This is a genomic window from Aeromonas sp. 604176 (assembly GCF_049170755.1).
Taxonomy (GTDB): Bacteria; Pseudomonadota; Gammaproteobacteria; order Enterobacterales; family Aeromonadaceae; genus Aeromonas; species Aeromonas veronii_A.
This window is the reverse complement of record NZ_JAAKNE010000014.1, coordinates 16,538-41,563: the sequence shown is the minus strand read 5'-3', so window position 1 is coordinate 41,563 and position 25,026 is coordinate 16,538. Positions and strand designations below refer to the sequence as shown.

At 60.2% G+C, this 25,026-nt stretch carries 26 protein-coding genes; 18 read left to right on the top strand and 8 right to left on the bottom strand.

Annotated features, from left to right (window positions below; translation table 11 throughout):
- Positions 1-6 precede the first annotated feature (6 nt).
- Positions 7-1,143 carry a UDP-4-amino-4-deoxy-L-arabinose aminotransferase gene (arnB, locus tag G5358_RS04320; RefSeq protein WP_421323682.1) on the bottom strand — a complete coding sequence of 379 codons (1,137 nt, stop codon included), beginning with the start codon at positions 1,141-1,143 and terminating at the stop codon, positions 7-9.
- Between the two features lie 402 nt (positions 1,144-1,545).
- On the opposite strand from arnB, the gene G5358_RS04315 reads away from it, so the two are divergent.
- Both G5358_RS04315 and G5358_RS04310 read left to right on the top strand, forming a co-directional pair.
- The gene (locus G5358_RS04315; protein WP_421323681.1) at positions 1,546-2,913 is read left to right on the top strand and encodes a UDP-glucose dehydrogenase family protein; all 1,368 of its coding nucleotides are present in this window, start codon (positions 1,546-1,548) and stop codon (positions 2,911-2,913) included.
- Positions 2,900-4,582 (top strand): ArnT family glycosyltransferase, encoded by a 1,683-nt coding sequence (locus tag G5358_RS04310; protein WP_421323680.1) that lies wholly within the window; start codon positions 2,900-2,902, stop codon positions 4,580-4,582. The genes G5358_RS04315 and G5358_RS04310 overlap by 14 nt, the downstream gene beginning before the upstream one ends.
- 290 nt (positions 4,583-4,872) lie before the next feature.
- Here the strand turns inward: G5358_RS04310 and G5358_RS04305 are convergent, their stop codons facing one another.
- Positions 4,873-5,628, bottom strand: coding sequence for an outer membrane protein assembly factor BamD (locus tag G5358_RS04305; RefSeq protein ID WP_005339769.1), 756 nt, complete (start codon positions 5,626-5,628; stop codon positions 4,873-4,875).
- Positions 5,629-5,745: 117 nt separating this feature from the next.
- Between G5358_RS04305 and rluD the strand changes: the two genes are divergently transcribed.
- The 4 genes from rluD to G5358_RS04285 all read left to right on the top strand — a co-directional run bounded on the left by rluD (position 5,746) and on the right by G5358_RS04285 (position 11,338).
- Positions 5,746-6,726 (top strand): 23S rRNA pseudouridine(1911/1915/1917) synthase RluD, encoded by a 981-nt coding sequence (gene rluD, locus G5358_RS04300; protein ID WP_227341786.1) that lies wholly within the window; start codon positions 5,746-5,748, stop codon positions 6,724-6,726.
- A 213-nt stretch (positions 6,727-6,939) separates the two neighbouring features.
- Complete coding sequence (gene pgeF / locus G5358_RS04295; protein WP_421323679.1) at positions 6,940-7,677, top strand: peptidoglycan editing factor PgeF; 738 nt, start codon at positions 6,940-6,942, stop codon at positions 7,675-7,677.
- 202 nt (positions 7,678-7,879) lie between these two features.
- Entirely contained in the window at positions 7,880-10,453 is a 2,574-nt protein-coding gene (gene clpB, locus G5358_RS04290) for an ATP-dependent chaperone ClpB (protein WP_371154380.1), read from the top strand.
- Between the two features lie 60 nt (positions 10,454-10,513).
- Positions 10,514-11,338, top strand: a complete 825-nt coding sequence (locus tag G5358_RS04285; protein WP_421323678.1) for an MBL fold metallo-hydrolase — start codon at positions 10,514-10,516, stop codon at positions 11,336-11,338.
- 210 nt (positions 11,339-11,548) lie between these two features.
- Here the strand turns inward: G5358_RS04285 and asnA are convergent, their stop codons facing one another.
- Positions 11,549-12,541, bottom strand: a complete 993-nt coding sequence (asnA, locus tag G5358_RS04280) for an aspartate--ammonia ligase (RefSeq protein WP_421263259.1) — start codon at positions 12,539-12,541, stop codon at positions 11,549-11,551.
- Between the two features lie 154 nt (positions 12,542-12,695).
- On the opposite strand from asnA, the gene asnC reads away from it, so the two are divergent.
- Complete coding sequence (gene asnC, locus G5358_RS04275) at positions 12,696-13,157, top strand: transcriptional regulator AsnC (RefSeq protein ID WP_005339783.1); 462 nt, start codon at positions 12,696-12,698, stop codon at positions 13,155-13,157.
- A gap of 62 nt (positions 13,158-13,219) precedes the next feature.
- On the opposite strand, the gene G5358_RS04270 is transcribed toward asnC, so the two are convergent.
- On the bottom strand, positions 13,220-13,984 hold the full coding sequence (locus tag G5358_RS04270) for a substrate-binding periplasmic protein (RefSeq protein ID WP_216952248.1): 765 nt from the start codon (positions 13,982-13,984) through the stop codon (positions 13,220-13,222).
- A gap of 87 nt (positions 13,985-14,071) precedes the next feature.
- Between G5358_RS04270 and G5358_RS04265 the strand changes: the two genes are divergently transcribed.
- Positions 14,072-14,575, top strand: a complete 504-nt coding sequence (locus tag G5358_RS04265; RefSeq protein ID WP_421323677.1) for a DUF2301 domain-containing membrane protein — start codon at positions 14,072-14,074, stop codon at positions 14,573-14,575.
- Here the strand turns inward: G5358_RS04265 and G5358_RS04260 are convergent.
- Entirely contained in the window at positions 14,572-14,976 is a 405-nt protein-coding gene (locus tag G5358_RS04260) for a CBS domain-containing protein (protein ID WP_216952246.1), read from the bottom strand. The two genes, G5358_RS04265 and G5358_RS04260, sit on opposite strands and share 4 nt — an antisense overlap.
- Positions 14,977-15,138: 162 nt before the next feature.
- Here G5358_RS04260 and G5358_RS04255 point away from each other — a divergent pair, with 162 nt between their 5' ends.
- The gene (locus tag G5358_RS04255; RefSeq protein WP_216952245.1) at positions 15,139-15,843 is read left to right on the top strand and encodes an SDR family oxidoreductase; all 705 of its coding nucleotides are present in this window, start codon (positions 15,139-15,141) and stop codon (positions 15,841-15,843) included.
- Here G5358_RS04255 and G5358_RS04250 read toward each other — a convergent pair.
- Positions 15,769-16,344, bottom strand: a complete 576-nt coding sequence (locus G5358_RS04250; RefSeq protein ID WP_421323676.1) for a 2-amino-4-hydroxy-6-hydroxymethyldihydropteridine diphosphokinase — start codon at positions 16,342-16,344, stop codon at positions 15,769-15,771. The two genes, G5358_RS04255 and G5358_RS04250, sit on opposite strands and share 75 nt — an antisense overlap.
- Before the next feature lie 124 nt (positions 16,345-16,468).
- Between G5358_RS04250 and G5358_RS04245 the strand changes: the two genes are divergently transcribed.
- The 4 genes from G5358_RS04245 to G5358_RS04230 all read left to right on the top strand — a co-directional run bounded on the left by G5358_RS04245 (position 16,469) and on the right by G5358_RS04230 (position 19,866).
- A complete protein-coding gene (locus G5358_RS04245; protein WP_216952243.1) occupies positions 16,469-16,561 on the top strand; it encodes a YnhF family membrane protein in 93 nt (30 codons plus the stop codon).
- A gap of 103 nt (positions 16,562-16,664) precedes the next feature.
- The gene (locus G5358_RS04240; protein ID WP_216954464.1) at positions 16,665-18,074 is read left to right on the top strand and encodes a sensor histidine kinase; all 1,410 of its coding nucleotides are present in this window, start codon (positions 16,665-16,667) and stop codon (positions 18,072-18,074) included.
- Positions 18,071-18,589, top strand: a complete 519-nt coding sequence (locus G5358_RS04235) for a hypothetical protein (protein WP_227341794.1) — start codon at positions 18,071-18,073, stop codon at positions 18,587-18,589. The genes G5358_RS04240 and G5358_RS04235 overlap by 4 nt, the downstream gene beginning before the upstream one ends.
- Positions 18,586-19,866 (top strand): sigma 54-interacting transcriptional regulator, encoded by a 1,281-nt coding sequence (locus G5358_RS04230; protein WP_421223022.1) that lies wholly within the window; start codon positions 18,586-18,588, stop codon positions 19,864-19,866. Before G5358_RS04235 ends, G5358_RS04230 begins: the two co-directional genes overlap by 4 nt.
- A gap of 1 nt (position 19,867) precedes the next feature.
- Here the strand turns inward: G5358_RS04230 and G5358_RS04225 are convergent, their stop codons facing one another.
- Positions 19,868-20,350 carry a DUF1097 domain-containing protein gene (locus G5358_RS04225; protein ID WP_005339809.1) on the bottom strand — a complete coding sequence of 161 codons (483 nt, stop codon included), beginning with the start codon at positions 20,348-20,350 and terminating at the stop codon, positions 19,868-19,870.
- Positions 20,351-20,719: 369 nt separating this feature from the next.
- Between G5358_RS04225 and msrP the strand changes: the two genes are divergently transcribed.
- Positions 20,720-21,721, top strand: a complete 1,002-nt coding sequence (gene msrP / locus G5358_RS04220) for a protein-methionine-sulfoxide reductase catalytic subunit MsrP (protein WP_421323675.1) — start codon at positions 20,720-20,722, stop codon at positions 21,719-21,721.
- On the top strand, positions 21,712-22,338 hold the full coding sequence (gene msrQ, locus G5358_RS04215; RefSeq protein WP_421209075.1) for a protein-methionine-sulfoxide reductase heme-binding subunit MsrQ: 627 nt from the start codon (positions 21,712-21,714) through the stop codon (positions 22,336-22,338). The genes msrP and msrQ overlap by 10 nt, the downstream gene beginning before the upstream one ends.
- Here msrQ and G5358_RS04210 read toward each other — a convergent pair.
- Complete coding sequence (locus tag G5358_RS04210; protein ID WP_013724184.1) at positions 22,335-22,583, bottom strand: PepSY domain-containing protein; 249 nt, start codon at positions 22,581-22,583, stop codon at positions 22,335-22,337. The genes msrQ and G5358_RS04210 overlap by 4 nt on opposite strands.
- 63 nt (positions 22,584-22,646) lie before the next feature.
- On the opposite strand from G5358_RS04210, the gene G5358_RS04205 reads away from it, so the two are divergent.
- Genes G5358_RS04205 through G5358_RS04195 form a run of 3 tightly spaced genes read left to right on the top strand, consistent with a single transcriptional unit; the run spans position 22,647 to position 25,009 of the window.
- Positions 22,647-22,985, top strand: a complete 339-nt coding sequence (locus G5358_RS04205; protein WP_005339825.1) for a PepSY domain-containing protein — start codon at positions 22,647-22,649, stop codon at positions 22,983-22,985.
- A 21-nt stretch (positions 22,986-23,006) separates the two neighbouring features.
- Positions 23,007-23,663 carry a response regulator transcription factor gene (locus G5358_RS04200; RefSeq protein ID WP_371178556.1) on the top strand — a complete coding sequence of 219 codons (657 nt, stop codon included), beginning with the start codon at positions 23,007-23,009 and terminating at the stop codon, positions 23,661-23,663.
- Positions 23,660-25,009, top strand: a complete 1,350-nt coding sequence (locus G5358_RS04195) for a sensor histidine kinase (RefSeq protein WP_005339828.1) — start codon at positions 23,660-23,662, stop codon at positions 25,007-25,009. The genes G5358_RS04200 and G5358_RS04195 overlap by 4 nt, the downstream gene beginning before the upstream one ends.
- Positions 25,010-25,026: the final 17 nt, after the last annotated feature.

Here is a 25,026-nt window from a genome sequence, read left to right as displayed (position 1 = left end):
GTATTGTTACTCCAGTATGTCGGTCAGGGCTGCCACGACCCGATCCACGTCGGAGAGCGTCATGTCGGGGAAGAGGGGCAGGGTGCAGAGCCGTGACGAGTTCCACTCTGTGTTGGGTAGCGAAAGATCCGGATAGCGCTCCCGGTAGTACTTCTGGGTGTGTGCAGCGCGAAAATGCAGGCCACTGCCGATGCCTCGCTCCTGTAGCGCCTGCATCAGCTGATCGCGATTGAGGCCGCACTGCTCGGGGTTGACCCGCACCATGAAGAGGTGCCAGGCATGCAGATGGGCATAATCGGGGATGGCGAGCGGCTCGAACGGCAACCCCTCCAGCAACTCCCGATAGCGGGCAACCAGGATGGCGCGCCGGGCGTTGAGCTCGGGCAGGCGGGCCAGCTGCACCAGCGCGATGGCGGCATTGATGTCGGCCAGGTTGTACTTGAAGCCCGGCATGATCACCTCGGCCTGCGGCTTGCGGCCCAGCGTCATCCGGTCGAAGGCATCGACCCCCAGACCGTGGAATTTCAGCATCCGCACCTTGTCGGCCAGCGCCTTGTCATCGGTCACCAGCATGCCCCCCTCGGCACAGGTGAGGTTCTTGATGGCATGGAAGGAGAAAATGGCTGTGCCAGTCTCGCCGATCCAGCGGGCGCGATAGCGGGTGCCGACCGCATGGGCGGCATCTTCGATGACCGGAATATCGTGCTGGCGGCCCAGGGCGAGGATGGGGTCGAGGTCGACCGGCGCCCCGGCGTAGTGAACCGGGATGATAGCCCGGGTGTTGGGGGTGATGAGCGGCGCTATCTGCCCGGCGCTGACCATCAGGGTATCCCTGTCCACATCGACAAAGACGGGGGTGGCCCCCAGCAGGGTGATGATGTTGATGGTGGAGACCCAGGTCTGGGAGGGGGTGATCACCTCGTCTCCCGGGCCAATCCCCAGTGCCATCAGGGTGACATGCATACCGGCCGTTGCGGAGCAGAGCGCTACCGCATGCTGGCAGCCAAAGGTCTCGCAGAAGCGCTGCTCCAGCTCATGATTTTTCGGGCCTGTGGTGATCCACCCTGATTGCAGAACCTCGCTGACGGCGTTGATCTCGGCCTCGCTCATGGCGGGTTTCGAGAATGGCAGAAAGTTTTTCATACGACTCCAGTCTTAATGTCGCAAGAGATCAAATGGCGATGAAAACCGGTATTGCCGATTTTCACTGGAAATATGCACGGCACAGATATCTATATCGCTCGATATATTTTCGAAAGTAGCTGAATAGCGAGTTTTTATTCAAGCGCACAGCAACACTTGGTAACAATTGCTGGAGTTTTTATAGATAACCAAATCTGGAAATATCTCGTAACAAAATATTGCTTGGTTTTATTTTGAATTGGTGTTTAGCCACTTATTTTTAGTGTTGTCACTCGAGTTATTGGCCATTGCTGAATAGTTGCAATGTCATTCAGTATTGAAATTGCTTGTTACAAATTGCCCGTAGTGCAATTGAGGAAAGGATGTAAAGTTTCCAGCATCACGCATTATGGAATAGTCGTTATGAATATCACCGTTTTTGGCAGTGGCTATGTCGGCCTGGTACAGGCAATTGTATTGGCCGATGTCGGCCATCAGGTTATTTGTATTGATCTCGATGCAGAAAAAATAAGTCGGTTGTCCCGTGGCGAATTACCTATTTATGAACCCGGGCTGGATTCATTGCTGCATCAGACGCTACAAAATGGCTCGCTGAAATTCACCACGGATATATCCATGGCGGTTACCCATGGTGACGTGCAATTCATCGCCGTCGGCACCCCCCCCGATGAGGATGGTTCGGCCGATCTGAGCGCCGTCAGGGCGGTGGCGAGATCGATTGCCCAGCATCGTGCCGACGAGGTGATCATCGTCAACAAATCCACCGTGCCGGTCGGTACGGCAGACAAGGTGTTCCACTGGGTCAGGGAGCAGCAGGCAGAGCTAGGCAAGCAGTTCGAGTTCGATGTAGTCTCCAATCCCGAGTTTCTCAAAGAGGGGGCGGCTGTGCGTGATTGCCAGCGTCCGGATCGCATCGTCATCGGCACCGGCAAGGAGCGCTCCAGAGCCGTGATGCGCGAGCTGTACGAACCCTTCAACCGCAATCACGACCGCATTCTATTCATGGACGTGCGCAGTGCCGAGCTGACCAAGTACGCCGCCAACTGCATGCTGGCCACCAAGATCAGCTTTATCAACGAAATTGCCGGGCTGGCCGAGCGGGTTGGTGCCGATATCGAGCTGGTGCGGCAGGGGATCGGTGCCGATCAGCGCATCGGCTACCAGTTTATCTATCCCGGTTGCGGCTATGGCGGCTCCTGTTTTCCCAAGGATGTGAGGGCATTTCTGGCGACTGCAGCGGCCCTCGACTACGACACGCCGCTTATTCGTGCGGTGGAGCGGGTCAACGAGCGGCAGAAGTTCAAGCTCTTCGATACGCTGGCCACTCACTTTCAAGAGCGGGGCGAGTCGCTGGCGGGCAAGACCATCGCCATCTGGGGGCTCGCCTTCAAACCCAATACCGATGACATGCGCGAAGCGCCGAGCAGGGTGCTGATGGAGGCGCTGTGGCAGGAGGGGGCGCGGGTGCAGGCTTTTGATCCGGTGGCAATGAAGGAGGCGCAGCGCATCTATGGTTGTCAGCCCGAGCTGTCGTTGATGGGCACCAAGGAGGCGGCGCTGGCGGGGGCCGATGCACTGGTCATCTGCACCGAGTGGAACGAGTTCAAGGCACCTGATTTTGCCCAGCTCAAGAAGATGCTGGCCATGCCGCTCATCATCGATGGCCGCAATCTCTATGACCCGCACAAGATGAAAAGCCAGGGCTTCTCCTACTACGCCATCGGACGCGGGGAGACCATTGCAGAAGGAATGAGCCATGCCACGCCCTGAAATCTCGGGGCGCAAGCTCGGCTGGATGTTGCTGCTGGTGACTCTGGTGCTGCTGTCTGGCCAGTTTGACCATCAGCTCTGGACGCCTGATGAACCCCGCGAAGCGGCCATTGCGCTCGAGATGTACCGCAGTGGTGATTGGGTGGTGCCGACCCTGGGCGGGCGCAGCTTTATCGAGAAGCCGCCGCTCTTCTACATGGCCGCTCTGCCGTTTCTTGATGGGTTTGCATCCTGGCTGGGGATAACCAACACCCTGCGTTTGACGGGCGTGGTCTGGGCGGCAGGCATGCTGCTCTTCACCGGTCTGCTGGCCTATCGCCTGCTTGGCAACCGGTCAGCGGCACTCTGGTCGGTCATCGCGCTGGGCACCATGGAGGGATTTATTATCAATACGCACTGGATCAGGACGGACAGCGCGCTCGCCTTCTTTATCGTATTTACCCTCTGGGCCTTCGCCGAATATTATTTGGCGCATCGCAACTTGATGGCAATTATTGCAGGACTGGGTCTGGCTGGCTGTTTTATGGCAAAAGGACCGATCGGGCCGTTGACGGTGTTTTTCGGCTGGTTGCCCCTCTTTCTCTTTTCAGCCCGCAAAGCAGTAAACGAGAAAAGTGTTCCCGCTTTTATATTCCAACACTTGCTGGTGCTGTTGTTTTTTATATTGCCAGTCGCAGCCTGGGTTCGTGAGCTAATTAATCATTCCGATGGCGATGCCTTGTGGTATGAGTGGTTCTGGCAGAATCAGGTAGGCCGCCTGACAGGCACCTCGACCGAACTCGGCCACATCAAGAAAGGGGCATATCTTTATTATTTATGGGGGATGGCTGAATATACCATCCCCTGGTTGCCATTCATTTTCTATTGGGGTTGGCAAACCATCAAACAGCGACGCTGGAGTCGTGAGAGGTTATTTCTGTTGTGCTGGGCAGTGGGCACCCTTTTGCTGTTAACCCTCTCATCCACCAAGCGCACCCTCTATCTTTTTCCGTTGTTGCCGGTATTTGCCATCATGCTGGGTCAGGTCAGCCTGAACTGGCCGGGATGGACGGCTCGCTATGGTCGGGGATGGCTCTGTTTCATGCTGCTGTTCTGTGTCGTGGTCATAGGGCTACCTCTGCTGGGCCCTTCACTACCGGTGGCCAGTGATGTTCCGGCAGACGTGCTACAGGTCGCCAGCAAGCTGGGGTGGCGTTATATCCCCGCCAGTATGCTCTTCGTGATTGCGCTGGCGCTGTTGTTGCGGCGCAAGGAGGTGCATGGCGCTACTCATGTTGCCAGCTCGGTGGCCATCATGTTTCTGCTCACCTTTACACTGGTTTACCCCTTGATCGATGCCGCCAAGGGAGTATCGGGAAAGATGGCCCGGTTGCTTGAGGGAATACCGCTCGAGAAGCGGGATCGCATCGCCGGCTGGCAATTGGGGGAGACGGAGCTTGGTCTGCTCTCTGCCTATGAGCAGATGCAGGTAATGAATCTGGACAGGGAGAAAGTGAGGGATGTGGTTGCCTGTCGTGATGCCCGGTTTGATGCCGTGTTGGTCAATGGTACGGCCGGGGAGAGGGTCAAGCTGCTGGAGGGGATTCCCTATCAGTTGCTGGCCCAGACCGCTCTGCGCTCGGACAAGGGGCAACTACTGACTCTGGTGACAGGATTACGGTGCCATTAAGCCATCTATTCCCATTCAGGGGCACTGTATGAGGCAATATGGCCGTGTGGTGACGGTTCCGCTCTTCCCGGCCTAGCGTCGGGCTGACAGCGGGTTTGCAACCCTTGGTGATAAGCGAACTTCACGATGCGGCCATCTCGCAGGTGGCTAATGAATGGGATAGATGGGGTGTGAGGGGCCGCGACCGCTATGGGTTGCAGGAACTTCACCCAGCCGGATTGGTGGATTGCAAAGATAAAAAAACCGATGCCTTGGCATCGGTTTTTTTATTACCGGTTTATCCGTATCACTCAGCCACGGCCGAGGCGGTTCTCCGGGTAGTTCTTGGCCAGCACTTCGCGGGCATGCTTGGCCAGCTGCGGCATCTTCAGGGCGTCGTAAGACTCGACCATGATCTCCAGTGCCTTCTCGGTTTCGGCTGTGTCGGGGTAGGTCTCGACAATCAGCTTGGCCCGGTTGGCGGCCGCGACCAGTGCATCACGCTTCACGTAATACTCGGCCACGCTCAGGTCATATCGGGCCAGACGATTCTTCAGGCCAATCATGCGAGCGCGGGCATCGGCGGCATAGACGCTGTTGGGGTAGTTTTGCAGCAGGGTCTTGAAATCCTGGAATGCCTGACGGGCATAAGCCGGGTCTTTGTCGTCACGACCGATACCGAACAGGCTCTGGAAGAAGTTGTAATCCGCCGCCATGTTGGTCAGGCCGCGCATATAGAATACGTAATCGATATTTTTATGCGCCGGATTGAGGCGGATAAAACGGTCGATATTGGCGATCGCCTGAGCGGTATCATCCTGCTTGTAGTAGGCATAGATGAGGTCAAGCTGTACCTGGTTAGAGTAGGCGCCGAACGGGTAGCGAGAGTCCAAAGCCTCAAGTAATTCAGTGGCTTGCACGTAATTGCCAACGTCCAGTTTGAGGCGTGCTTTCTGGTACAGGGTCTCCGGCGGTTCGTCGGGTACCTTGGGTTTGGTGCTGGAACAGCCTGTGATCAAGGTAGCGACCAAGGCGAGCGACATCAGCAGGTGAGACTTCTTTCCCATCAACAACATCCGGTCCATTTCCACGAAATTGGCAAAGTATCCGTTATGCTTGGCTAAAAGAAAAGCTAGAATACCCGGATTATTTCGAATTGATACCCCCCGCTCAAGAGACCATACATGAGCCAGCATATTGAACTGACAGGCGAATTCCAGGATCACCAATTCGGGCAGCGACTCGACCAGGCCCTGGCCGAATTGTTTCCAGACTACTCCCGCACCCGCATCAAGGAGTGGATTTTACAGGACAGAGTGACCCTGGACGGTCAGGTTGCCAACACCCCGCGCGAGAAGATTTTGGCCGGGCAGCAGGTGCATGTGAATGTCGAGCTGGAAGATGATACTCGCTGGGATGCCCAGGATATCGAGCTCAACATCGTTTATGAAGATGAACACATTCTGGTGATCGACAAACCAGCCGGTCTGGTGGTTCACCCGGGCGCAGGCACGCCGGATGGCACCATCCTCAACGCCCTGCTGCACCGCTACCCCGGCATTGCCGAGGTACCCCGCGCCGGTATCGTGCATCGTCTGGATAAAGACACCACAGGTTTGATGGTGGTTGCCAAAACCGTACCCGCCCAGACCCATCTGGTGGAAGCGTTGCAGGCGCGCCAGATCACCCGTGAGTACGAAGCGATCGCCATCGGTCACATGACCGCAGGTGGTACGGTTGATGCGCCCATAGGCCGTCACCCGACCCAGCGTACCCATATGGCCGTGGTGCCCAATGGCCGCCCCTCTGTGACCCACTACCGGGTGCACGAGAAGTTCCGTGGCCACACCCGTCTGCGTCTGCGTCTGGAAACCGGCCGTACCCACCAGATCCGTGTCCACATGGCGCACATCAAACACCCGCTGGTGGGGGATCCCGCCTACGGTGGCCGTCTGCGCCCGCTGCGCAACGCGACCCCCGAGCTGACCGAGGCGCTGCGCAACTTCCATCGTCAGGCGCTGCACGCCACCATGCTGCAGCTGGCTCATCCCATCACGGGTGAAGTGATGCAGTGGCACTCCCCCACGCCGCAAGACATGGTGGCGCTGATGGAGGTGCTGCGTGCCGACACCCTCGCCAATCCGGATGAATTGGTCTGGAAATAGTGGCTTGATTGAGGCACTGCACTCCTGAATAGCCCTCGCCAACCTGGACGAGCTGGTCTGGAAAGGGTGATGAATCTGGCGGTATTGCGACAACTTCTGCCGTAACCCGCCGATACAGCGCGTAGCACACAGAACCTTGAAACGGGGCGTCTTGACTGGTTGCAGCCAAGCGCCCCGTTTCCATTTGAACGATAGAGCGTGAAGGAGTGAGCAATGAAATGGATTGAACCCGACTGGCCGGCGCCAGCACGCGTCCGGGCTCTTTCGACCACCCGTGACGGTGGTGTCAGCGAAGGGGTCTTTGCCGGTCTCAATCTGGGGGCCCACGTGGGGGATGAACCGGCTCGCGTCGAGGCAAATCGTGCCCGCTTGCAGCAGGCCGCCGAAATCCCTGGCACCCTCAACTGGCTCAATCAGGTGCACGGCACCGTCGTTCATCCGGTCAGCAGCCATTATGAGCAGGCGCCGGATGCCGATGCAGCCTGCGCCCATGAGGCGGATCAGGCCTGCATCGTGATGACTGCTGACTGTCTGCCGGTGTTGTTCTGCGATCGGGCCGGTACCGTAGTGGCTGCCGCCCACGCGGGCTGGCGTGGACTGAAAGAGGGCGTGCTGGAGGCGAGTATCGCTGCCATGGGTTGCGAGCCGGGTGAGATCCTGGCCTGGCTTGGCCCAGCCATCGGCCCCACAGCGTTTGAAGTGGGTGGCGAGGTGCGCGAAGCCTTTATGGCTGAGCAGGCTGAAGCAGAAGCGGCGTTCGTCCCTTCGTCCAACGATGGCAAATGGTTGGCGGATATCTACCAGCTGGCGAGGTTGCGCCTCGCCCGCGCCGGTGTCACCGCCGTCTATGGCGGCGAATACTGCACCTTCAGCGATAGCGAGCAGTTCTACTCTTATCGTCGCGACGGCCAGACCGGCCGTATGGCCTCCCTCATCTGGTTGGCCCGCTAAGCAATCACCCGCCAACTAATACCCCGTCTCTCTCAAGAACAGATCCGTATGAGAGAGGCGGGGATCCTGCCCTCTCCCCGCTTTGCAGAAAAAATAACCAGCCCATGCCCTTGAAATAGCCCGTACGGGCCTCATCTTTCATCTCAGAAAGTTATGTTGTTTGCCGCGCAAGCGGCGTCTGCCTGTTTGAAGGGGGAGTGCAATGCGCCTCGATCGCCTTACCAGCAAATTCCAGATTGCTATTTCCGATGCCCAGTCTCTTGCGCTGGGTCGTGACCACCAATTCATCGAACCCGTTCACCTGATGACCGCGTTGGTCAATCAGGATGGCGGCTCCATCCGTCCGTTGCTCACCCTGACCGGGATGGATATCAACGCCCTGCGCTCCCGTCTCGGTGAGGAGCTGGATCGCCTGCCGCGCGTCAGCGGCGTGGAAGGGGACGTGCAGCTCTCCAACGGCCTCGGCCGCCTGCTCAACGTCTGCGACAAACTGGCCCAGCAGCGCAAGGATCAGTTCATCTCCTCCGAACTGTTCGTGCTGGCTGCCCTCGACGACAAGGGAACGCTGGGCGAGCTGTTGCGCGCTCAGGGGCTGACCAAGGAAAAACTCGAAGCGGCCATCGACAAGGTGCGTGGCGGCAAGAAGGTGGAAGATGCCAACGCCGAGGAGAACCGTCAGGCGCTGGAGAAGTACACCATCGATCTGACCGAGCGGGCCGAACTCGGCAAGCTCGACCCGGTGATCGGCCGTGATGATGAGATCCGCCGTACCATTCAGGTGCTGCAACGCCGCACCAAGAACAACCCTGTGTTGATCGGTGCTCCCGGTGTCGGTAAAACCGCCATCGTCGAGGGGTTGGCCCAGCGCATCATCAACGGCGAAGTGCCGGAAGGGCTCAAAAACAAGCGGGTGCTGTCGCTGGACATGGGGGCGCTAGTAGCGGGGGCCAAGTATCGCGGTGAGTTTGAAGAGCGGCTCAAGGCCGTGCTGACCGATCTCGCCAAGGAGGAGGGCAACGTCATCCTCTTTATCGACGAGCTGCACACCATGGTCGGCGCCGGCAAGGGCGAAGGGGCAATGGACGCGGGCAACATGCTCAAACCTGCGCTGGCCCGTGGCGACCTGCACTGCGTCGGCGCCACCACCCTGGATGAGTACCGTCAGTACATCGAGAAGGATGCCGCGCTGGAGCGCCGTTTCCAGAAGGTGCTGGTGGAAGAGCCGAGCGTGGAGGACACCATCGCCATCCTGCGCGGCCTGAAAGAGCGTTACGAGCTGCACCACCATGTGCAGATCACCGACCCCGCGATTGTGGCGGCGGCCCAGCTGTCGCACCGCTACATTGCGGATCGTCAGTTGCCGGACAAGGCCATCGACCTTATCGACGAGGCGGCAGCCAGCATCCGGTTGCAGATCGATTCCAAGCCGGAGGCGCTCGATCGTCTCGAGCGGCGCATCATCCAGCTCAAGCTGGAGCAGCAGGCGCTGATGAAGGAGGACGATGACGCCAGCCGCAAGCGTCTGGAGCTGATCAATCAGGAGATTGGCGAGAAGGATCGGGAATACAACGAGCTGGACGAGGTATGGAAGGCCGAGAAGGCCGCCCTCGCCGGCACCCAGCATATCAAGGCTGCGCTGGAGCAGGCCCGTCAGGATCTCGATGTGGCGCGCCGGGCAGGCGACCTGGGTCGGATGTCCGAGCTGCAATATGGCCGCATTCCGGAGCTGGAGAAACAGCTGGATCTCGCCACTCAGGCCGAGATGCAGGAGACCAGTCTGCTGCGCAACCGCGTCACCGACGTGGAGATCGCAGACGTCTTGGCCCGCTGGACCGGTATTCCGGTCGCCCGCATGTTGGAAGGGGAGCGCGACAAGCTGCTGCGGATGGAAGATCAGCTGCACAGCCGGGTGATTGGTCAGGAGGAGGCGGTCGATGCGGTCTCCAACGCCATTCGTCGCTCTCGTGCCGGTCTCTCCGATCCGAATCGCCCCATCGGCTCCTTCCTGTTCCTGGGGCCCACCGGGGTGGGCAAGACCGAGCTGTGCAAGGCGCTGGCGGAGTTCCTGTTCGATACCCAGGATGCCATGGTGCGGATCGATATGTCCGAGTTTATGGAGAAACACAGCGTGGCCCGTCTGGTGGGGGCGCCTCCCGGATACGTGGGTTATGAAGAGGGTGGTTATCTGACCGAGGCGGTGCGCCGTCGTCCCTACTCGGTGATCCTGCTGGACGAGGTGGAGAAGGCGCATCCGGATGTGTTCAACATCCTGTTGCAGGTGCTCGATGATGGCCGTCTGACAGATGGTCAGGGTCGGACCGTCGATTTCCGTAACTCGGTGGTGATCATGACCTCCAACCTCGGGTCGGATCTGATTCAGGAGCACCACTCAGAGAAGGATTACGACGAGATGAAGGCCATGCTGATGGATGTGCTGACCCGCAGTTTCCGGCCGGAATTTATCAACCGGATCGACGAGACCGTGGTGTTCCATCCGCTTGGCGAGGATCACATCAAGTCCATCGCCCGGATCCAGCTCAAGAGCCTGATGGGCCGACTGGAGGCTCAGGGTTACGAGGTGGAGGTGAGCGAAGCGCTGCTCGAGAAGCTGGTGCATGCCGGGTTCGACCCCGTCTACGGGGCGCGGCCTCTCAAACGGGCGATCCAGCAGAAGGTTGAGAACCCGCTGGCGCAGGCCCTGCTCTCCGGCCGCATCGTGCCGGGCAAAAAACTGGTGCTGGGGGCCGACAGCAACGGCCTCACCATGACCCAGTAACGGGATTGTCGATGAAAAACGCAGGCCTTGTGCCTGCGTTTTGTTTTCAGGGGAAGCGAGATGCTGAAGTTTTCCGTGCTGGTGGATGACGACGTTCATCTGCCAGGCTGTCTGCCCGAGCGAAGGTTGGCGCTGCTGCTGGAGTGTGACGGCCTCAGGGTGCTGTTTGATAGCGGCCGTGGCCGGGCGCTGTGCCACAACGCCGCCGTGATGGGGATCGATCTCGCCTCGCTCACCCATGTGGTGCTCTCCCACGGTCATTATGACCATGTGGGCGGGGTCGGCTCGCTGCCCGTCTATCCAAGACCCATCCCGCTCATCGCCTGTCCGGACGTGTTTTGCGAGCGGGGCTACTTCCTGTCGCTGCCCTTCTGGCGACGCAACCTCTATCGCCTGTCGGGGGCGCTGGCTCGGGAGTCGCTGCCGGCCAGAGGTTTGCTCCCCCATTGCTCGGCCGAGCCGGTGTGGCTTTCGGATCGTCTGGTGTTTCTCGGTAGCATCATGCGGCGTGACCGGGCTGCACCTTCCTTGCTTGGTTACATAGTGCGGGGCGGACGGGTAGAGAAAGATCCGATCAGCGACGACTCGGCGCTGGCCTACAAGAGTGAGCAGGGACTCATCGTCTTTATCGGCTGCGGCCACGCCGGGGTCGAGGACATCATCGAGCGGGCCAAGGAGGTGTGTGGCGACGAGCGGATCCACGCCGTCATCGGCGGCCTGCACCTGAAGTTTTCCGGCCCAGAGCGGGCGGAGGTGCTCGGTGCCTATCTGCAGGAAGAGGCGGTGGAGCGGTTGTTTGCCTGTCACTGCACCGGCAGCAGAAAGGCGGAGTTGCCGCACCAGTGCCAGATCGGGGCCGGTTTTGAGCACAGTTTTTCGGCGTAAAAAAAACGGCAATCCGAAGATTGCCGGGAGGAATGTAGTGACGCGACCTTGCGTGGGTTGAGCGGGTCGCAGGGGCAAGCCCCCGATTGCGAAGCGCGGCCACTGCTGGCCTCGCCTCTTACAGCCTGCCGGGGATGCGCTCGCTCAACCCCGACGGCCACCTGCCTGTTGCCATGCCGGCGGCGATGACGCCGGCATGGCTTTCATTCGTTACAGCATGCCTTGCACGGCGGCTTTCATCTCGGCCGGCCAGACGCCGACCTGGACTTGGCCGATGTGCTCTTTTTGCAGCAGCAGCATGGCCAGACGGGATTGGCCGATGCCGCCGCCGATGGTCTGCGGCATCCGTGCGGCCAGCAGATCCTGATGCCAGTCGTACTGCAGGCGATCCTCGTCGCCTGTGATGGCCAGCTGGCGGCGCAGCGCCTCGGCATCGACCCGGATCCCCATGGAGGAGATCTCGAAGCTGTCTTGCAGCACCGGGTTCCACACCAGGATGTCACCGTTCAGACCCGCCAGACCCAGCTCGCTGTGGCTGCTCCAGTCGTCGTAGTCCGGGGCGCGCACATCGTGGCGCTCACCGTGGGAGAGGGCACCGCCGATGCCGATCAGGAACACGGCCCCCAGCTCTTTGGCGATGGCGCGCTCGCGCCCCTTGGCATCGAGGTCCGGGTAACGGGCCAGCAGCTCTTCGCTGTGCAGGAACTGGATCTCGGCTGGCAGGAAGGGGGTCAGCTCATGTTCGGCGCAGACTGCGCGCTCGGTGGCCTTGATGGCGGCCCAGATGCCGCGCACGGTTTCCTGCAGATAGGCCAGATCGCGGCGCTCGCTCGGCATCACCTTCTCCCAGTCCCACTGATCCACGTAGACGGAGTGGATGGGGGTGAGCTTGTCTTCATCCGGACGCAGTGCCTTCATGTGGGTGTAGATCCCTTCGCCCGGGCCGAAACCGAAGCGACCCAGGGTCTGGCGCTTCCATTTGGCCAGTGAATGGACCACTTCGTAGCGGTGCTCCGGCAGGGTTTTCACTTTGACCTGCACTGCATTCTCATGGCCAGAGAGGTTGTCCTGAGTGCCATCACCGACCCGGCTCAGAATGGGGGCTTGCACCTCCATCAGACCCAGTTGTTGGGCGAGTTGGCGGGAGAACATCTCTTTGACGAAGCTGATCTGCTGTTGGCTGCGAATGTAGTGCTGTTTCATGCTGAATTCCTGTTTCAAACCCCGTTGGATGTGGTGATTTTTCAACAGATCGCCGACCAAATTCAATATTCGATAATAGAAATAGGCTTTGTGTGTTTTTTTCTTCAAAATAAGCCGTTCTTTAATGAGGTATCGTCAACGGGAGTGCAAAAAAATGCCGGAAAATTACCGGATCGATAATCTCGATCAGGCCATCCTCACCGCTCTGATGGAGAATGCGCGGATCCCTTACGCCGAACTTGCGAAACAACTGGCGGTCAGCCCGGGCACCATCCATGTGCGGGTGGAGAAGATGAAACAGGCGGGGATCATCGAGGGGACACGGGTGCAGGTTAACCCCAAGAAGCTGGGTTACGACGTCTGCTGCTTTATCGGGATCAATCTGAAGAGTGCCAAGGATTACCCCTCGGCACTGGCCAAGCTGCAGGCGCTGGACGAGGTGGTGGAGGCCTACTACACCACGGGCCACTACAGCATCTTCATGAAGGTGATGACCCGCTCCATCGACGAGCTGCAGATAGTGCTGATCAACAAGATCCAGACCATCGACGAGATCCAGTCCACTGAAACCCTGATTTCGCTGCAGAATCCGATCCTGCGGGACGTGAAACCTTGAGTCGGAGTGCATAAGGGGGGGGCGTAGAGATCCATCTCCCGTGCGAAACCCTGACCCCTTGATCAGGGTTCGATATAGGGGATGGCGTACTTGTCGTAGAGGACCTTGAGGCTGCCGTTTCGCTTCATGCGCAGCAGTTCGGCATCGTAGGCCGCCATCAGGGCGGGAGTCTGTGCATCCGCCCGTGCGCGGGCCCAGGTGTTGAAGTAGGGGCTGCTCTTGAGCGGTTTGGGCAGGTAATCGACCTTGCCCGTCAGCCCCTCCTCCTTGATTTGGGTGAAGGCGGTGACCAGCGGCATGGGCACGGTATCGATCCGTCCGGCCAGCAGTTTGCGCAGTTGCAGCTGGTTCATGGTGATCTCCTGAAACTGATAGGCCGGGTCGGTCATGGCTGCTGCCAGTTCAGGGGTATAGGAGAAATCCTTGGTCACGCCGATGCGCCAGGGTTTGAGATCGGCCAGCGTTTCGTAGCGGATCTTCATCAGGTCCGCCTTGCGCACGAAGAAGTGCCAGCTGTGGCGAAGATGGGCCTGTTGGGGATAGATGAGATAACTCTCCCGCTCTGCCTTGTAGGAGTGGGTCATCACCAGGTCGCAGGCGCCGGTTTCGGCATTGCGGGTGAGGCGGGCACCGGAGTCGGCCAGCTCGATCCGAAAGGGCGTCTCCAGCTTGTCGAAGATGGTGGTGACTATGTCTATATCGAGTCCGCGGGGTTTCTGATCGGCATCGAGATACTTGAGCGGGGGCTCCATGGTGCCGCAGATCACCAGCTCCTTGGCGGGCAATCCGAGTGGAAACAGCAACCAAAACAGGGGGATCACACGCAAACTACGTCTCCTGAGCCCGTTTGAAGATATTCCAAGACCTGATTCCAGTATATTGGATGGCACCTGATCCGTTAGAAGCGACTGTTTATGGCAAATCCTGAAATCGAGAGCCCGCTGGACGGGATCGACAAGTTGACCGTCTCGCTCTACCGCCTTGGCTTGAGTGCGGCTGCCCTGTTGCTGCTTTGCCGCGGTGCGGCGCTGCTGAGCGGGATGGCACTGCTCCCGTCGGCACAATGGTTGGTGTCGCTGGCAGTGGCAAGCGCAATATGCGGCTTCTCGCTGCATATCTACGACAAGCGGATTCGCCTGATTCTGCAGGGGTTTGGTTGGTGCGCGTTGGCCCTGGCTGCGGTGGGGGCGCCGGATGCGCTGGTGCTGGGAGCTGTGTTGGCAACGCTCTCCGGGCTGGCGTTTAAGGAGCAGTTTTGCTTCGCCATTCCCGGCATCAAGCTGGTGCCCGTATTGCTGCCGGCGTTATGGCTGCTGGAGTGGTTGCGGGTGGAGTGGGCCGCCGCACTGGTGGCGCTGGCCAAGTGGCGGATGCCCCTGCACTTCGATATCGGTGACAAGGGGCGTTACCAGATCTAGGTCTGCTGGCACACCTTCATCTGCTGGTTGAGGGCCTGCATCACCTGACGGCGGCTGATGATGCCGACCACCTTGCCCTGTTGCTGCACCGGGTAGATCTTGGGCTTGGCGTCAGCCATCTGGCGGGCCAGCTCCAGAATGCTCTCATCCGGCCCGACCGAGAGGGGCGAACGGTTCATCAGATCCTCCACCCGGGTGCGGGTATCGCAGTGGTAGCTGCCGGTGAGCAGGCTGGGAATGCAATCTTGTTCGGAAAGAAAGCCGATCAGCCGTTTCTGCTCATCCAGCACCGGCAGGCCGCCAAGACCCGATTGATGCAGGCGATCCAGCGCCTCGGCCAGGCCGAGTCCGGCAGTGAGGGAGTGGGTCAGGCGACCCATGTGGTGGTGTACTTTCAGCATGGTGGTAACTCCGCAAGAGGGGGATGCCGCCACTATGACGCGGGCGGGTAGCTCGCGACCAATGGCTTGTGCCGCAGGGATTGATAGGCACAAGCCATCGGCGGTGATCCGCTGGCAGGCGGGCTTCGTTCATGCAAGACCATGAAAGGGAAAGGAGATCGTATGCGTGCATTGGTTACGGGCTGCGGCCGTCGACTCGGATTTTATCTCTGTGAACAGCTGGTGGCAGCGGGTTGGCAGGTGACGGGCAGCTATCGCAGCGAGCGGCCGGAGCTGGCCACGCTGGCAGCACTGGGGGTCGAACTGGTGCTGGCGGATTTTGGTCGGGAAGAGGACGTTGGCAAGCTGATCGATGTGCTGGCTGCCCATCAGGATCTGGCGCTGGTGATCCACAACGCCTCGGCCTTCGAGCCGCAGGCAACTGATCCGGCGGCGCAACTGGCCCAATTCGAGCAGTTTTACCGGGTACACATGGCGGCCCCCTTCCAGCTAAACCGGGCGTTGGCCCCCCAGCTGGCCAGCAATCCCAACGCCAGCATCATTCACATCACCGATATCTATATCCATGCCCCGGCCCCCCGTTTTGCCAGCTATGTGGCGACCAAGGCGGGAGCCCATTCGCTGGCCATGAGCTTTGCCCGCGAGCTGGCGCCTGCGGTGCGGGTCAACACCATAGAGCCGGGGCCGATCCTGTTTCTCGACGAGCATGACGAGGCATGGCGCCAGCAGGTGTTGGCGAAAACACCGCTGGCGCGGGAGGGGGGACTTGAGCCCATCTGGCAGGCGGTGCAGTTACTGATGGGGAACAGTTATATGACGGGTGCCAGCATCAAGGTAGATGGCGGACGCGCTCTGGCCAACCTCTGAGGGGTTGCCGAGCACCAGCGGCCCCAGCCCGACCTGCCGGGTCAGCAAGCCCTTGCCGGGTTTGAGCTTGCCCGACTGGGCGGGGAGCGTCACTTGCAGCGCCACCTTGGGGTCATGCACCTCGCCATGGCCGTAGAGCTCTGCCAGCAGCTCCGCCAGATAGGAATCGACCTCTGCCGAGGCAAAGTCACCGCTCCTGTTGCTGGCCAGAATATCGATGTCGAGTGGCCGGTCGTGCACCTTGCAGAGCGGATCGCTGCGATCACGGCCGTGAGCCACCTCGAGGGCGACAAAGTGCTGCTTGAGGCGGGCGGCATCGAGCGGGCTCTCCACCACCAGCAGGCAGTTGAGAAAGTCGTGGCTGGAGTGCATTCCCACCGGCTTGGTGCGGATCACCGAACTCAGCCGAAGGGGACCGACGTTCTCAAACAGCTCGGCCAGCGCGCGGCTGACATGGATATGCGGGTCAATATTGGAACCAATGCTACACAGATAGAACATGCTGACCTTCCCGGGGTTGGGCTCATCTGAAATGTATACGCAGCTCACGGTTATCGGATTAACTATGGCTTAACATTGTCTTATCTATTGTGATCCGGCACTGATTGGCAGAAAGGAGGTTTGCATGAGTGTGGAGCTGAAATGGGCGCTGTTGACCGCTTCGGGTGCGCTGGCGCTGATCATGATTATCTGTCTGGCCTCTGTCGCGTTGGCGTGAATCACCACAATCCAGATAATCCAAACCGGCCTGTTGGCCGGTTTTGTTTTTCTGGGCGGTGCAGCTATGCTGGCGCACCGGTGAGAACGCAAGAGAAGAGATGATGACCAAGGTTCGCCCACGCTCCCTGCTGCAGGTGGTATTGATGGGATTCGTGCTGGTATTGATGCCGCTGGGCGGCATGATCTGGCACAACAGCACCTCCCTTGCCCACCTCAGCCAACTCACTAGCGACGAGATGGAGCGGGCGGTCAAGGATACCCGCCGCGCCACCCTACTGACGGCGCAGGCCATCGATATCGAACGCACCTTGCGCCGCTTCGCGGTGCTGGGGGATCGCCGCAGCCTCACCAGCTACCAGCAGCAACTCGACGGGTATCGGGTGTTGCTGGCAGAACATCGCAGCTCTATCTCCGACGGTCAGCTCTACAGGGGGCTCGATCAGGGGCTGGCTTGGCTCGACAGCTTGCAGGATGCCGCGCTGGCCCAGGCTGCGGTGGCGGGGGACAAGCTAGAGCTGTTTAACGATGCCAACAAGCAGCTTGAGATGGTCACCCGCAGCCGGGTTGACGAACACATGGATCGGGTGCGACTCACCATCGCCGGACTGACCAGGGAGCTCTGGTGGGTGAGCGGCGCTGTAGCGGCGCTCAGCCTGCTGATGGTCTTTATCTTCACCTACCTGATCATCCACCCGGTACGACAGATTGAGTCGCGCATCTTGAGCCTGGGGGCGGGGGTCGAGCCGGATCCAAGGCCGGTAGATGGCCCCGCCGAGCTGGTGTTGCTGGGGGAGCGGATCCTCTGGCTTTACGACAAGCTCAAGGAGCTGGAGCAGCAAAAGTACCAGTTTCTGCGTCATGTTTCCCACGAGCTCAAGACCCCGCTAGCGGTGCTGCGGGAGGGGTCGGATCTGCTCTGCGAGCAGCTGGTCGGGCCGTTGACGCCGGATCAGCTGGAGATCTGCCAGATGCTGGACGAGAGCAGTCGCCGTTTGCAAACCCTGATCGAGCGGTTGCTCGACTTCAATCGACTCACCCAGCAGGAGGCATTTGAGCTGGAATCTGTCCCCCTGCTGCCCATGCTGTCAGAACTCACCATCGAGTACCGGTTGGCATTGGAGTCCAAGCAGATCCGTGTACACTTGCCGACCGGGCCGGTTACCCTGTGGGCGGAGCCCTACCGGTTGAGACTGATCCTCGATAACCTCTTCTCCAACGCTGTCAGTTACGGCGCCAGCGGGGGCAATATCTGGATCAGGGCAGGGCAGGATGAACAGACAAGCTGGCTGGAGGTAGCCAACGAGGGGCCAGAGATCCCCGCTGCCGATCAGCAACGTATTTTTGAACCCTTCGAACAAGGCAGTACAGTGCGACAAGGTGTATTGAAAGGCTCTGGTATGGGCCTCTCTATCGCACGGGAGTCTGCCCATAGTCTCGGAGGTGAGTTGGTTCTGGTGAAAGATGAACAGGCGGATGTCTGCTTCAGGTTGACGTTGAAAAGAGAACTATGAAGATACAGCGCGTATTTCCAGCCCTGATGATGGGGTTGCTCGCGGGTTGCGCCCTGCTGCCACAGCACGAACAGCAGAACTCCACCGATATCGCTTTTGCCAAGCGGATGGAGTTTGCCAACAAGGAGATGCAGGTACGTCTGCAATACTCCGACTGGTTGCTGGCCAGTCACCCCCAGCAGCGGATGCAGGAGCGTCAACGCCTGAAAGGGGCGGATGATCTGGAGAGCCGGGTCAGTCTGGCGATGGTGGATTCCCACCCGGCCGAATCGGTGGCCAATCGTACCGCCGGGCTGGCGCGCCTGAAGCAGATGCTGCCCGAGCTGGGTCTCGATGCGCAGGCATTTTTGCGCAGCTGGATCGCCCTCGGCGAACAGCTGCTGGCTCGCGACAGCCGACGCGATGATCAAAGTCAGGAGATCCAGCGGTTGCGTCGCCAGATCGAACAGCTGACCGCCATCGATGACCAGCTCAACCAGCGCAAGCTCAACGAGCATCGTGAGGTAATACCATGAGCCGGATCTTGCTGGTGGATGATGACGTCAGTCTGCTCAAGCTGATGAGCATGCGGCTGCGCAGTCAGGGTTATGAGGTGGATACTGCCGACAGTGCGGAAGGGGCCCTCGACCTGCTGCGCCAGCAGCGGGCCGATCTGGTGCTGAGCGATCTGCGGATGGGGGGCATGGACGGTCTGGCGCTGTTCGAGCGGATCCAGGCCCAGTGGCTGGGGCTGCCGGTGATCATCATGACCGCCCACGGCACCATCCCGGATGCCATTCAGGCGACCCGCTCCGGCGTCTTCAGCTTTTTGACCAAGCCCATTGACAAGGATGAGCTGCTGGCCACCATAGAGCATGCTCTCAGCCTGACCCGGCCGAAACAGCAGCAGGAGTGGCAGTCACTGATCCTGACCCGCAATCCCCAGTTGGAACAGTTACTGATCCAGGCTCACAGCATCGCCACCATGGAGGTGCCAGTACTGATCATGGGGCCGTCAGGCTCCGGCAAGGGGGCGATGGCGCAGGCGCTGCACCAGGCCAGCCAGCGCCGCGACAAGCCGCTCCATACCATCAACTGCGCCGCCATTCCGTGGGCGTCACTCGACTTGCAGCTGTTTGGTGAAGATGGTCAGTCCGGGCTGTTCGAGCAGGCCAAGGGGGCGACCCTGTTTCTCGACGAAATTGGCAGCCTGTCGGAATCCTTGCAGGCCAAGCTGCTGCAGGTGATGGAGGAGTATGGCCAGGGCACGCCGGAGGTGCGTGTGCTCAGCTCCAGCCATCAGGATCTGGTCAAGGCGATGGAGGAGGGACGCTTTCGGGAAGATCTCTTCTATCGTCTCAACGTCGCCAATATCACCTTACCGTCTCTCAGTGCCCGCAGTGAAGACATTCCGCTGCTGGCCAGACAGGCGCTGGATGATTATCGCTGCCGCCACAGCGACTGCGCCGCGATGGGCTTCTCGCCGGAGGCGCTGGCGATGTTGGCCGCAGCTGCCTGGCCCGGTAACGTGCGTCAGCTCTGCAATCTGGTGGAGCAACTCGCCAGCCTCTGTTGCAGCCCGGTGATCGGGGTCTCCATGGTGGAGTCCGCCCTGAGCGGCGGCGGTGGTGGCATCCCTTCCTTCAATGAGGCTCGTGCCGAATTCGAGAAGGAATATCTGATCCGTTTGCTGCGCACTACCGAGGGCAACGTGACTCTGGCGGCCAACCTGGCGGGTAGAAACCGCACCGATTTTTACAAGTTATTGAATCGGCACGGTATCGAAGCAGCAAACTTCAAATCGAAGGGATAAATCAGGCGGGATCAACCACAGCCGGAGCGGCATCGGCTTTTTGGGTTTTATGGGAGAGCCAGAGGCCGCTCGCCTTCATCAGGTAACCGAACAAGGCGCCAATGATGAGGGAGGGCAGGATCAGCCGCCACTCGCCAGCCGCCCCGAAGGTGGCACAGCAACCGGCAAAGGTGCCGGGAATGTAGCCGAGCCACTGCTGCTTGGCCTGTACGCACATCAGGGTTGCGACCACCCCCGTCATCACGTAACCCGCCACACCCGCTCCCCACAGACTGTCGCCATGGATCAGCAGCAGTGCCCACAGCATGCCGCTGGTGTTGCAGAAGATGGTCTGCAGCAGCGCCTTGTAGCCGCCGCTTGACGCGAAATAGCTGGTGCAGCCGAGAAAGCCGACCCAGGAGATAAGGCCGAACGCGACGGCAATCCAGCCCCAGACGGCGGAGAGAATTCCAGTAGTGATGGCGATGGCGATCAGTGGGCTCATGGGGGCGACTCTTCAGTTGGCTTCGCAAAATGGGCAGCCTACCCCCGGCAATTGGGGCGGCAAGCGGGGGCCGAATTGTGTGTGATCTTCATCACCCTTTTCAACTCAGGAATACGCTTGCGCTCGCGAAAAAAATTCATTGGTGACCGGCCTGACAGTCGGCCATAGTTAGAGGCCCTGTCCTGCTCATGGAGTGAGTCTGATGGCGCCAAATGTGATCGTTCCCCTGCTGGTGTTCGTAGTCCTGTTTCTGGTCGGCACCATGGCCAAGGCACTGCCCCTGCACCACATGATGTAAATTTGTGTGAAATAAAAATCTGCCGGGGCGGGTCTTATCCATACTGCCTCACTCAGCCCCGGGAGTTTTTAATGTTGATCAAGCGTCGTACCGCCCACCCCCTCACCGAACAGGATGTTACCCCGGAAGCCGTCTATCAGGACCGCCGCCTTATTCTCAAGGGGCTGGGTCTGGGCGCAGCCACCCTGGCGTTCCCCACTCAGGCCGGAGTGCTCGACCTGCTGCGCGGTAAAGAGGATGCCCCCCAATTAGCTACCAAACCGCTCAACAGCAAGCCTGCGGAGCGCCCGGCCAATCTGGTGCTGACACCGGAAGAGAAGGCCACCAGTTACAACAACTTCTATGAGCTCGGCACCGACAAGTCCGACCCGGCTCGCAACGCACATTACCTCAAGCCCGAACCCTGGACCCTCAAGGTGGAGGGGGAGGTGGCCAAGCCCTTTACCCTCGATGTGTGGGACCTCATCAACAAAAGCGAGCTGGAGGAGCGGATCTACCGGCTGCGCTGCGTTGAAGCCTGGTCCATGGTACTGCCCTGGAACGGCATCTCGCTGGCGGAGATTATCCGCCGTGCCGAGCCCACCAGTCGCGCCAAGTTTGTCGCCTTCGAAACCCTGTTTGATCCGAAACAGCTGCCGGGGCAGGCCTCCAGTTTGGGGGGCGGCATCGAGTATCCCTATGTGGAGGGGCTGCGTATCGACGAGGCGATACACCCTCTCTCATTCCTTGCGATGGGGCTCTACGGCAAGACCCTGCCCGCCCAGAATGGCGCGCCGATCCGGCTGGTAGTGCCGTGGAAGTATGGCTTCAAGAGCATCAAGAGCATCGTCTCGATCCGGCTGGTAGAGGAGATGCCGCCCACCACCTGGAACCTGCTGGCTCCCAACGAATATGGCTTCTACGCCAACGTCAACCCGCAGGTGGATCACCCGCGCTGGAGCCAGGCAAGCGAGCGTTTCATCGGCGAGGGAGGAGTGTTTGGCGCCAAGCGTCAGCCGACCCTGATGTTCAACGGCTATGGTGACGAAGTCGCCTCGCTCTATCAGGGGATGGATCTGCGCCAATGGTACTGAGATTGAAACCGGCCCATATCAGCGGCTTGCGGGCGCTGGTGCATCTGTGCTCCCTCGGCTTCCTGCTCTGGCTGGTTTTTGCCATCCCGGCAGGCCTGCTGGGGGGCGATCCGGTGCCCGAGCTCATCCACTACCTCGGCAAGGGAGCGCTCAATCTGCTGCTGCTCACCCTGTTGGTCTCGCCGCTGGCCAAGCGCTGGCGGCAGGGGCAGCTCATCAAGCTGCGCCGCCCCCTCGGGCTCTGGTGTTTTGCCTGGGCGCTGCTCCACTTCATGGCGTGGCTGGGGCTGGATCTGCAGTTTGACTGGGGGCTGATTGGCGGCGAGCTGGTCAAGCGCAGCTACATAGTGGTGGGGATGGTGGCCCTGCTGCTGCTGGCCGCCCTCAGCATCACTTCGCTGCCCGCATTGCAGCGCAGCATGGGCGCTGCATGGCAGAAGCTGCACAACTGGGTCTATGCCATCGCCCTGCTGGTGCCGGTGCACTACTGGTGGTCGCTCAAGAGCGGTTGGGGGGAGCCCCTCATCTACCTGCTGCTGGCCTGCGCCCTGCTCTGGCCGAGGCGGGAGAAGCTGCTGCGCCCCATGCGGGGACGCTGGAATGCAAAAGAGGCCTAATCGGCCTCTTGTTGTTTGATCTCGCCAGTGTAGGCATCGACGATGAGATGCACCTTCTGATCCTGGCGATTGAGGGTTTTGACCTCGAATTTGTCCCCTTCCAGCTCCACTTCCCGAATGTCGTGATACCCTTGCGCCAGCAGGAGTTTGACCAGCCCGGCCATGTCGAGACGGCTCTGGGCCGCCCAGCTTGTGGCACTCAACAGGCAAAGGATCAGCAGGAAACTGCGCGGGATCATATTCATTCCGGATTCATGGCTGGCAGACTATAAACGCCATTATGTTAGGTTTTTGGAGATGAATCATCCATGAATAGAGCGCTCCCTCTGCTTGGGTTATTGCTGCCGTTGCTGGCACAGGCGGTCACGCCTGATGAAGCCATGCTGCAGCAAGCTGTCCATGAGGGACGGGTTCGGCCCTTCCATGAAATGATGGAGGTGGCGGCCAGATTGCCGGTGCGGGTGTTGCGGGTGGATCTGGGAGAAGAGGATGGTATCTGGCTCTATGAACTGCGAGTCATCGATCGGGAAAACAGCGTGATCAAGGTAGCCTATCGGGCCGACAACCTTGAGCTGGTGTGGGCCAAGGGCCACCATCTGGAGCGGTTGTTCGAACCACCAAAGCCCCCGGTCGAGGATGATGAATAACCCCTGTGTGGAAGCCTGTTCATGCGAATTCTGATTGTTGAAGACGAAAAAATTCTGGCTGGTCAGCTGGCCGAACAGCTGCGCCTCTCCGGCTTTGTCACCGACCTCTGCCACGACGGCAACGAGGCCGGTTTCCTCGGTGAGACCGAACCCTATGACGCCATCATTCTCGACCTCGGCCTGCCTGGGCGCGATGGCCTGAGCGTGTTGAAGGAGTGGCGCAGCAAGGGGATCGATACGCCGGTGCTGGTGCTGACCGCCCGTGGCCAACTGCACGAGAAGATTGAGGGGCTAAACGCCGGTGCCGATGACTACCTCACCAAGCCGTTCCAGGTGGCCGAGTTGGTGGCGCGGGTCCATGCGCTGGTGCGCCGGGCAGCAGGCAACGCCAGCTCCGTGCTGGAGATTGGCGGGGTACGGCTCGATATGGCAGCGTCGCAGGTGTGGTACGAAGGGACCCCTATCAAGCTGACCGCTCACGAGTTCCGGGTGCTGGGTTACCTGATGCAGCATCGGGGCAAGGTGGTGTCGCGCAGCGAGCTGATCGACCACATCTACGCTCAGGATTTTGACCGCGACTCCAATACCGTGGAGGTGTTCATCGGCCGGATCCGCAAGAAAACCAACCCCGATCTGATTGAGACAGTGCGCGGCCTCGGGTACCGGATCAACGAATGAGGCTGGTGAGAACCCTGCGGGGGCGACTGGTCGCCATCGCGCTGGTCTGGTGCGGGCTGTTTCTGTTCGCCACCGGTTTCAGTCTGCAGACCATGATGCGCAACTATTGGCAGGAGGCGGAGGCCGACGGCCTTCGCCTGCAGCTCTATGATCTGCTCTCCCGGCTGGAAGTGGCCAAAACCGGTCTGCCGGTGGTCACCGGCTCCCTCTCCGATCCCCGTTTCAATCAACCCTACTCCGGCTACTACTGGCAGCTGGAGCTGGGCCGCGATGTGGTGGGGCGCTCCCGTTCCCTGTGGGATACCAACCTGAAGAGCGACGGCCTCAAGTCGGCGTTTGGCGATCCCGACCTCTTCGTCGGCAAGGGGCCCAACAAGGAGCCGCTGCTGATCATGACCCGCACCGTGCTGCTACCCGGTTCGGATCGGGTGTTCACTCTGGTGATGGCCAAGGACAGCAGCGCCCTGACCCAAACCCTCAACAAGACCCGCATCAGCCTGTTCCTCGGTCTCGGCTTTGCCGCCGCCGGTCTGGTGCTCGGCTTCATGTTCCAGATCGTCTACGGCTTGCGGCCGCTGCACCTGCTGCGCCGCGAACTGGGGCGGGTTCACGAGGGTCATCAGGAGGGCTTCCGGCTGCGCTATCCGCTGGAGATCCAGCCGCTGGTGGAGGATATCAACCGGCTGCTGCACCACTACGGCGAGCTGCTGCAGCGGGCGCGATCCCACACCGGCAATCTGGCCCACGCCCTCAAGACGCCGCTCAGCATCATGCGCAATCAGGTGGCCCAGTTGCCACCGGAGGATCAGGCCGCCATCGGCGAGCAGCTCGACCAGATCCAGCGCCATATCGATTACCACCTCGGCAAGGCGCGGGTGACCGGCGCCGCCAAGATCCTCGGGGTGTCGACCCCGGTGCGGGCGCGGGTGGAGTATATCTGCCGCGCCTTCTCCCGCCTCTATCCGGGCAAGACGGTGGATCTGCAAGTGCCCGCCAATCTGGCGGTCGGGGTGGAGGAGCAGGATTTCGATGAGATGGTAGGCAACTTGCTGGAGAACGCCTTCAAGTGGTCTGCCAGCGAGCTGCGCATCTCCAGCGCCGAGCTGGGGGGCTGGATCACCTTGCGTATCGAGGATGACGGCCCCGGTATGAGCGAAGATCAGATCGCCAAGGCGGTGCTGCGCGGGGTGCGGCTCGACGAGAAGGTGCCGGGCTCGGGCTTGGGTCTCAACATCGTCTCCGATCTGGCGGAAGCCTATCGGGGCAGTTTCATCATGGGCCGCGCCGAACTGGGCGGTCTGGCCGCCTCCCTCTCGTTGCCCAAGGTGGCAAGAGTCGAGAGCTAGGCATAACATATGGCATT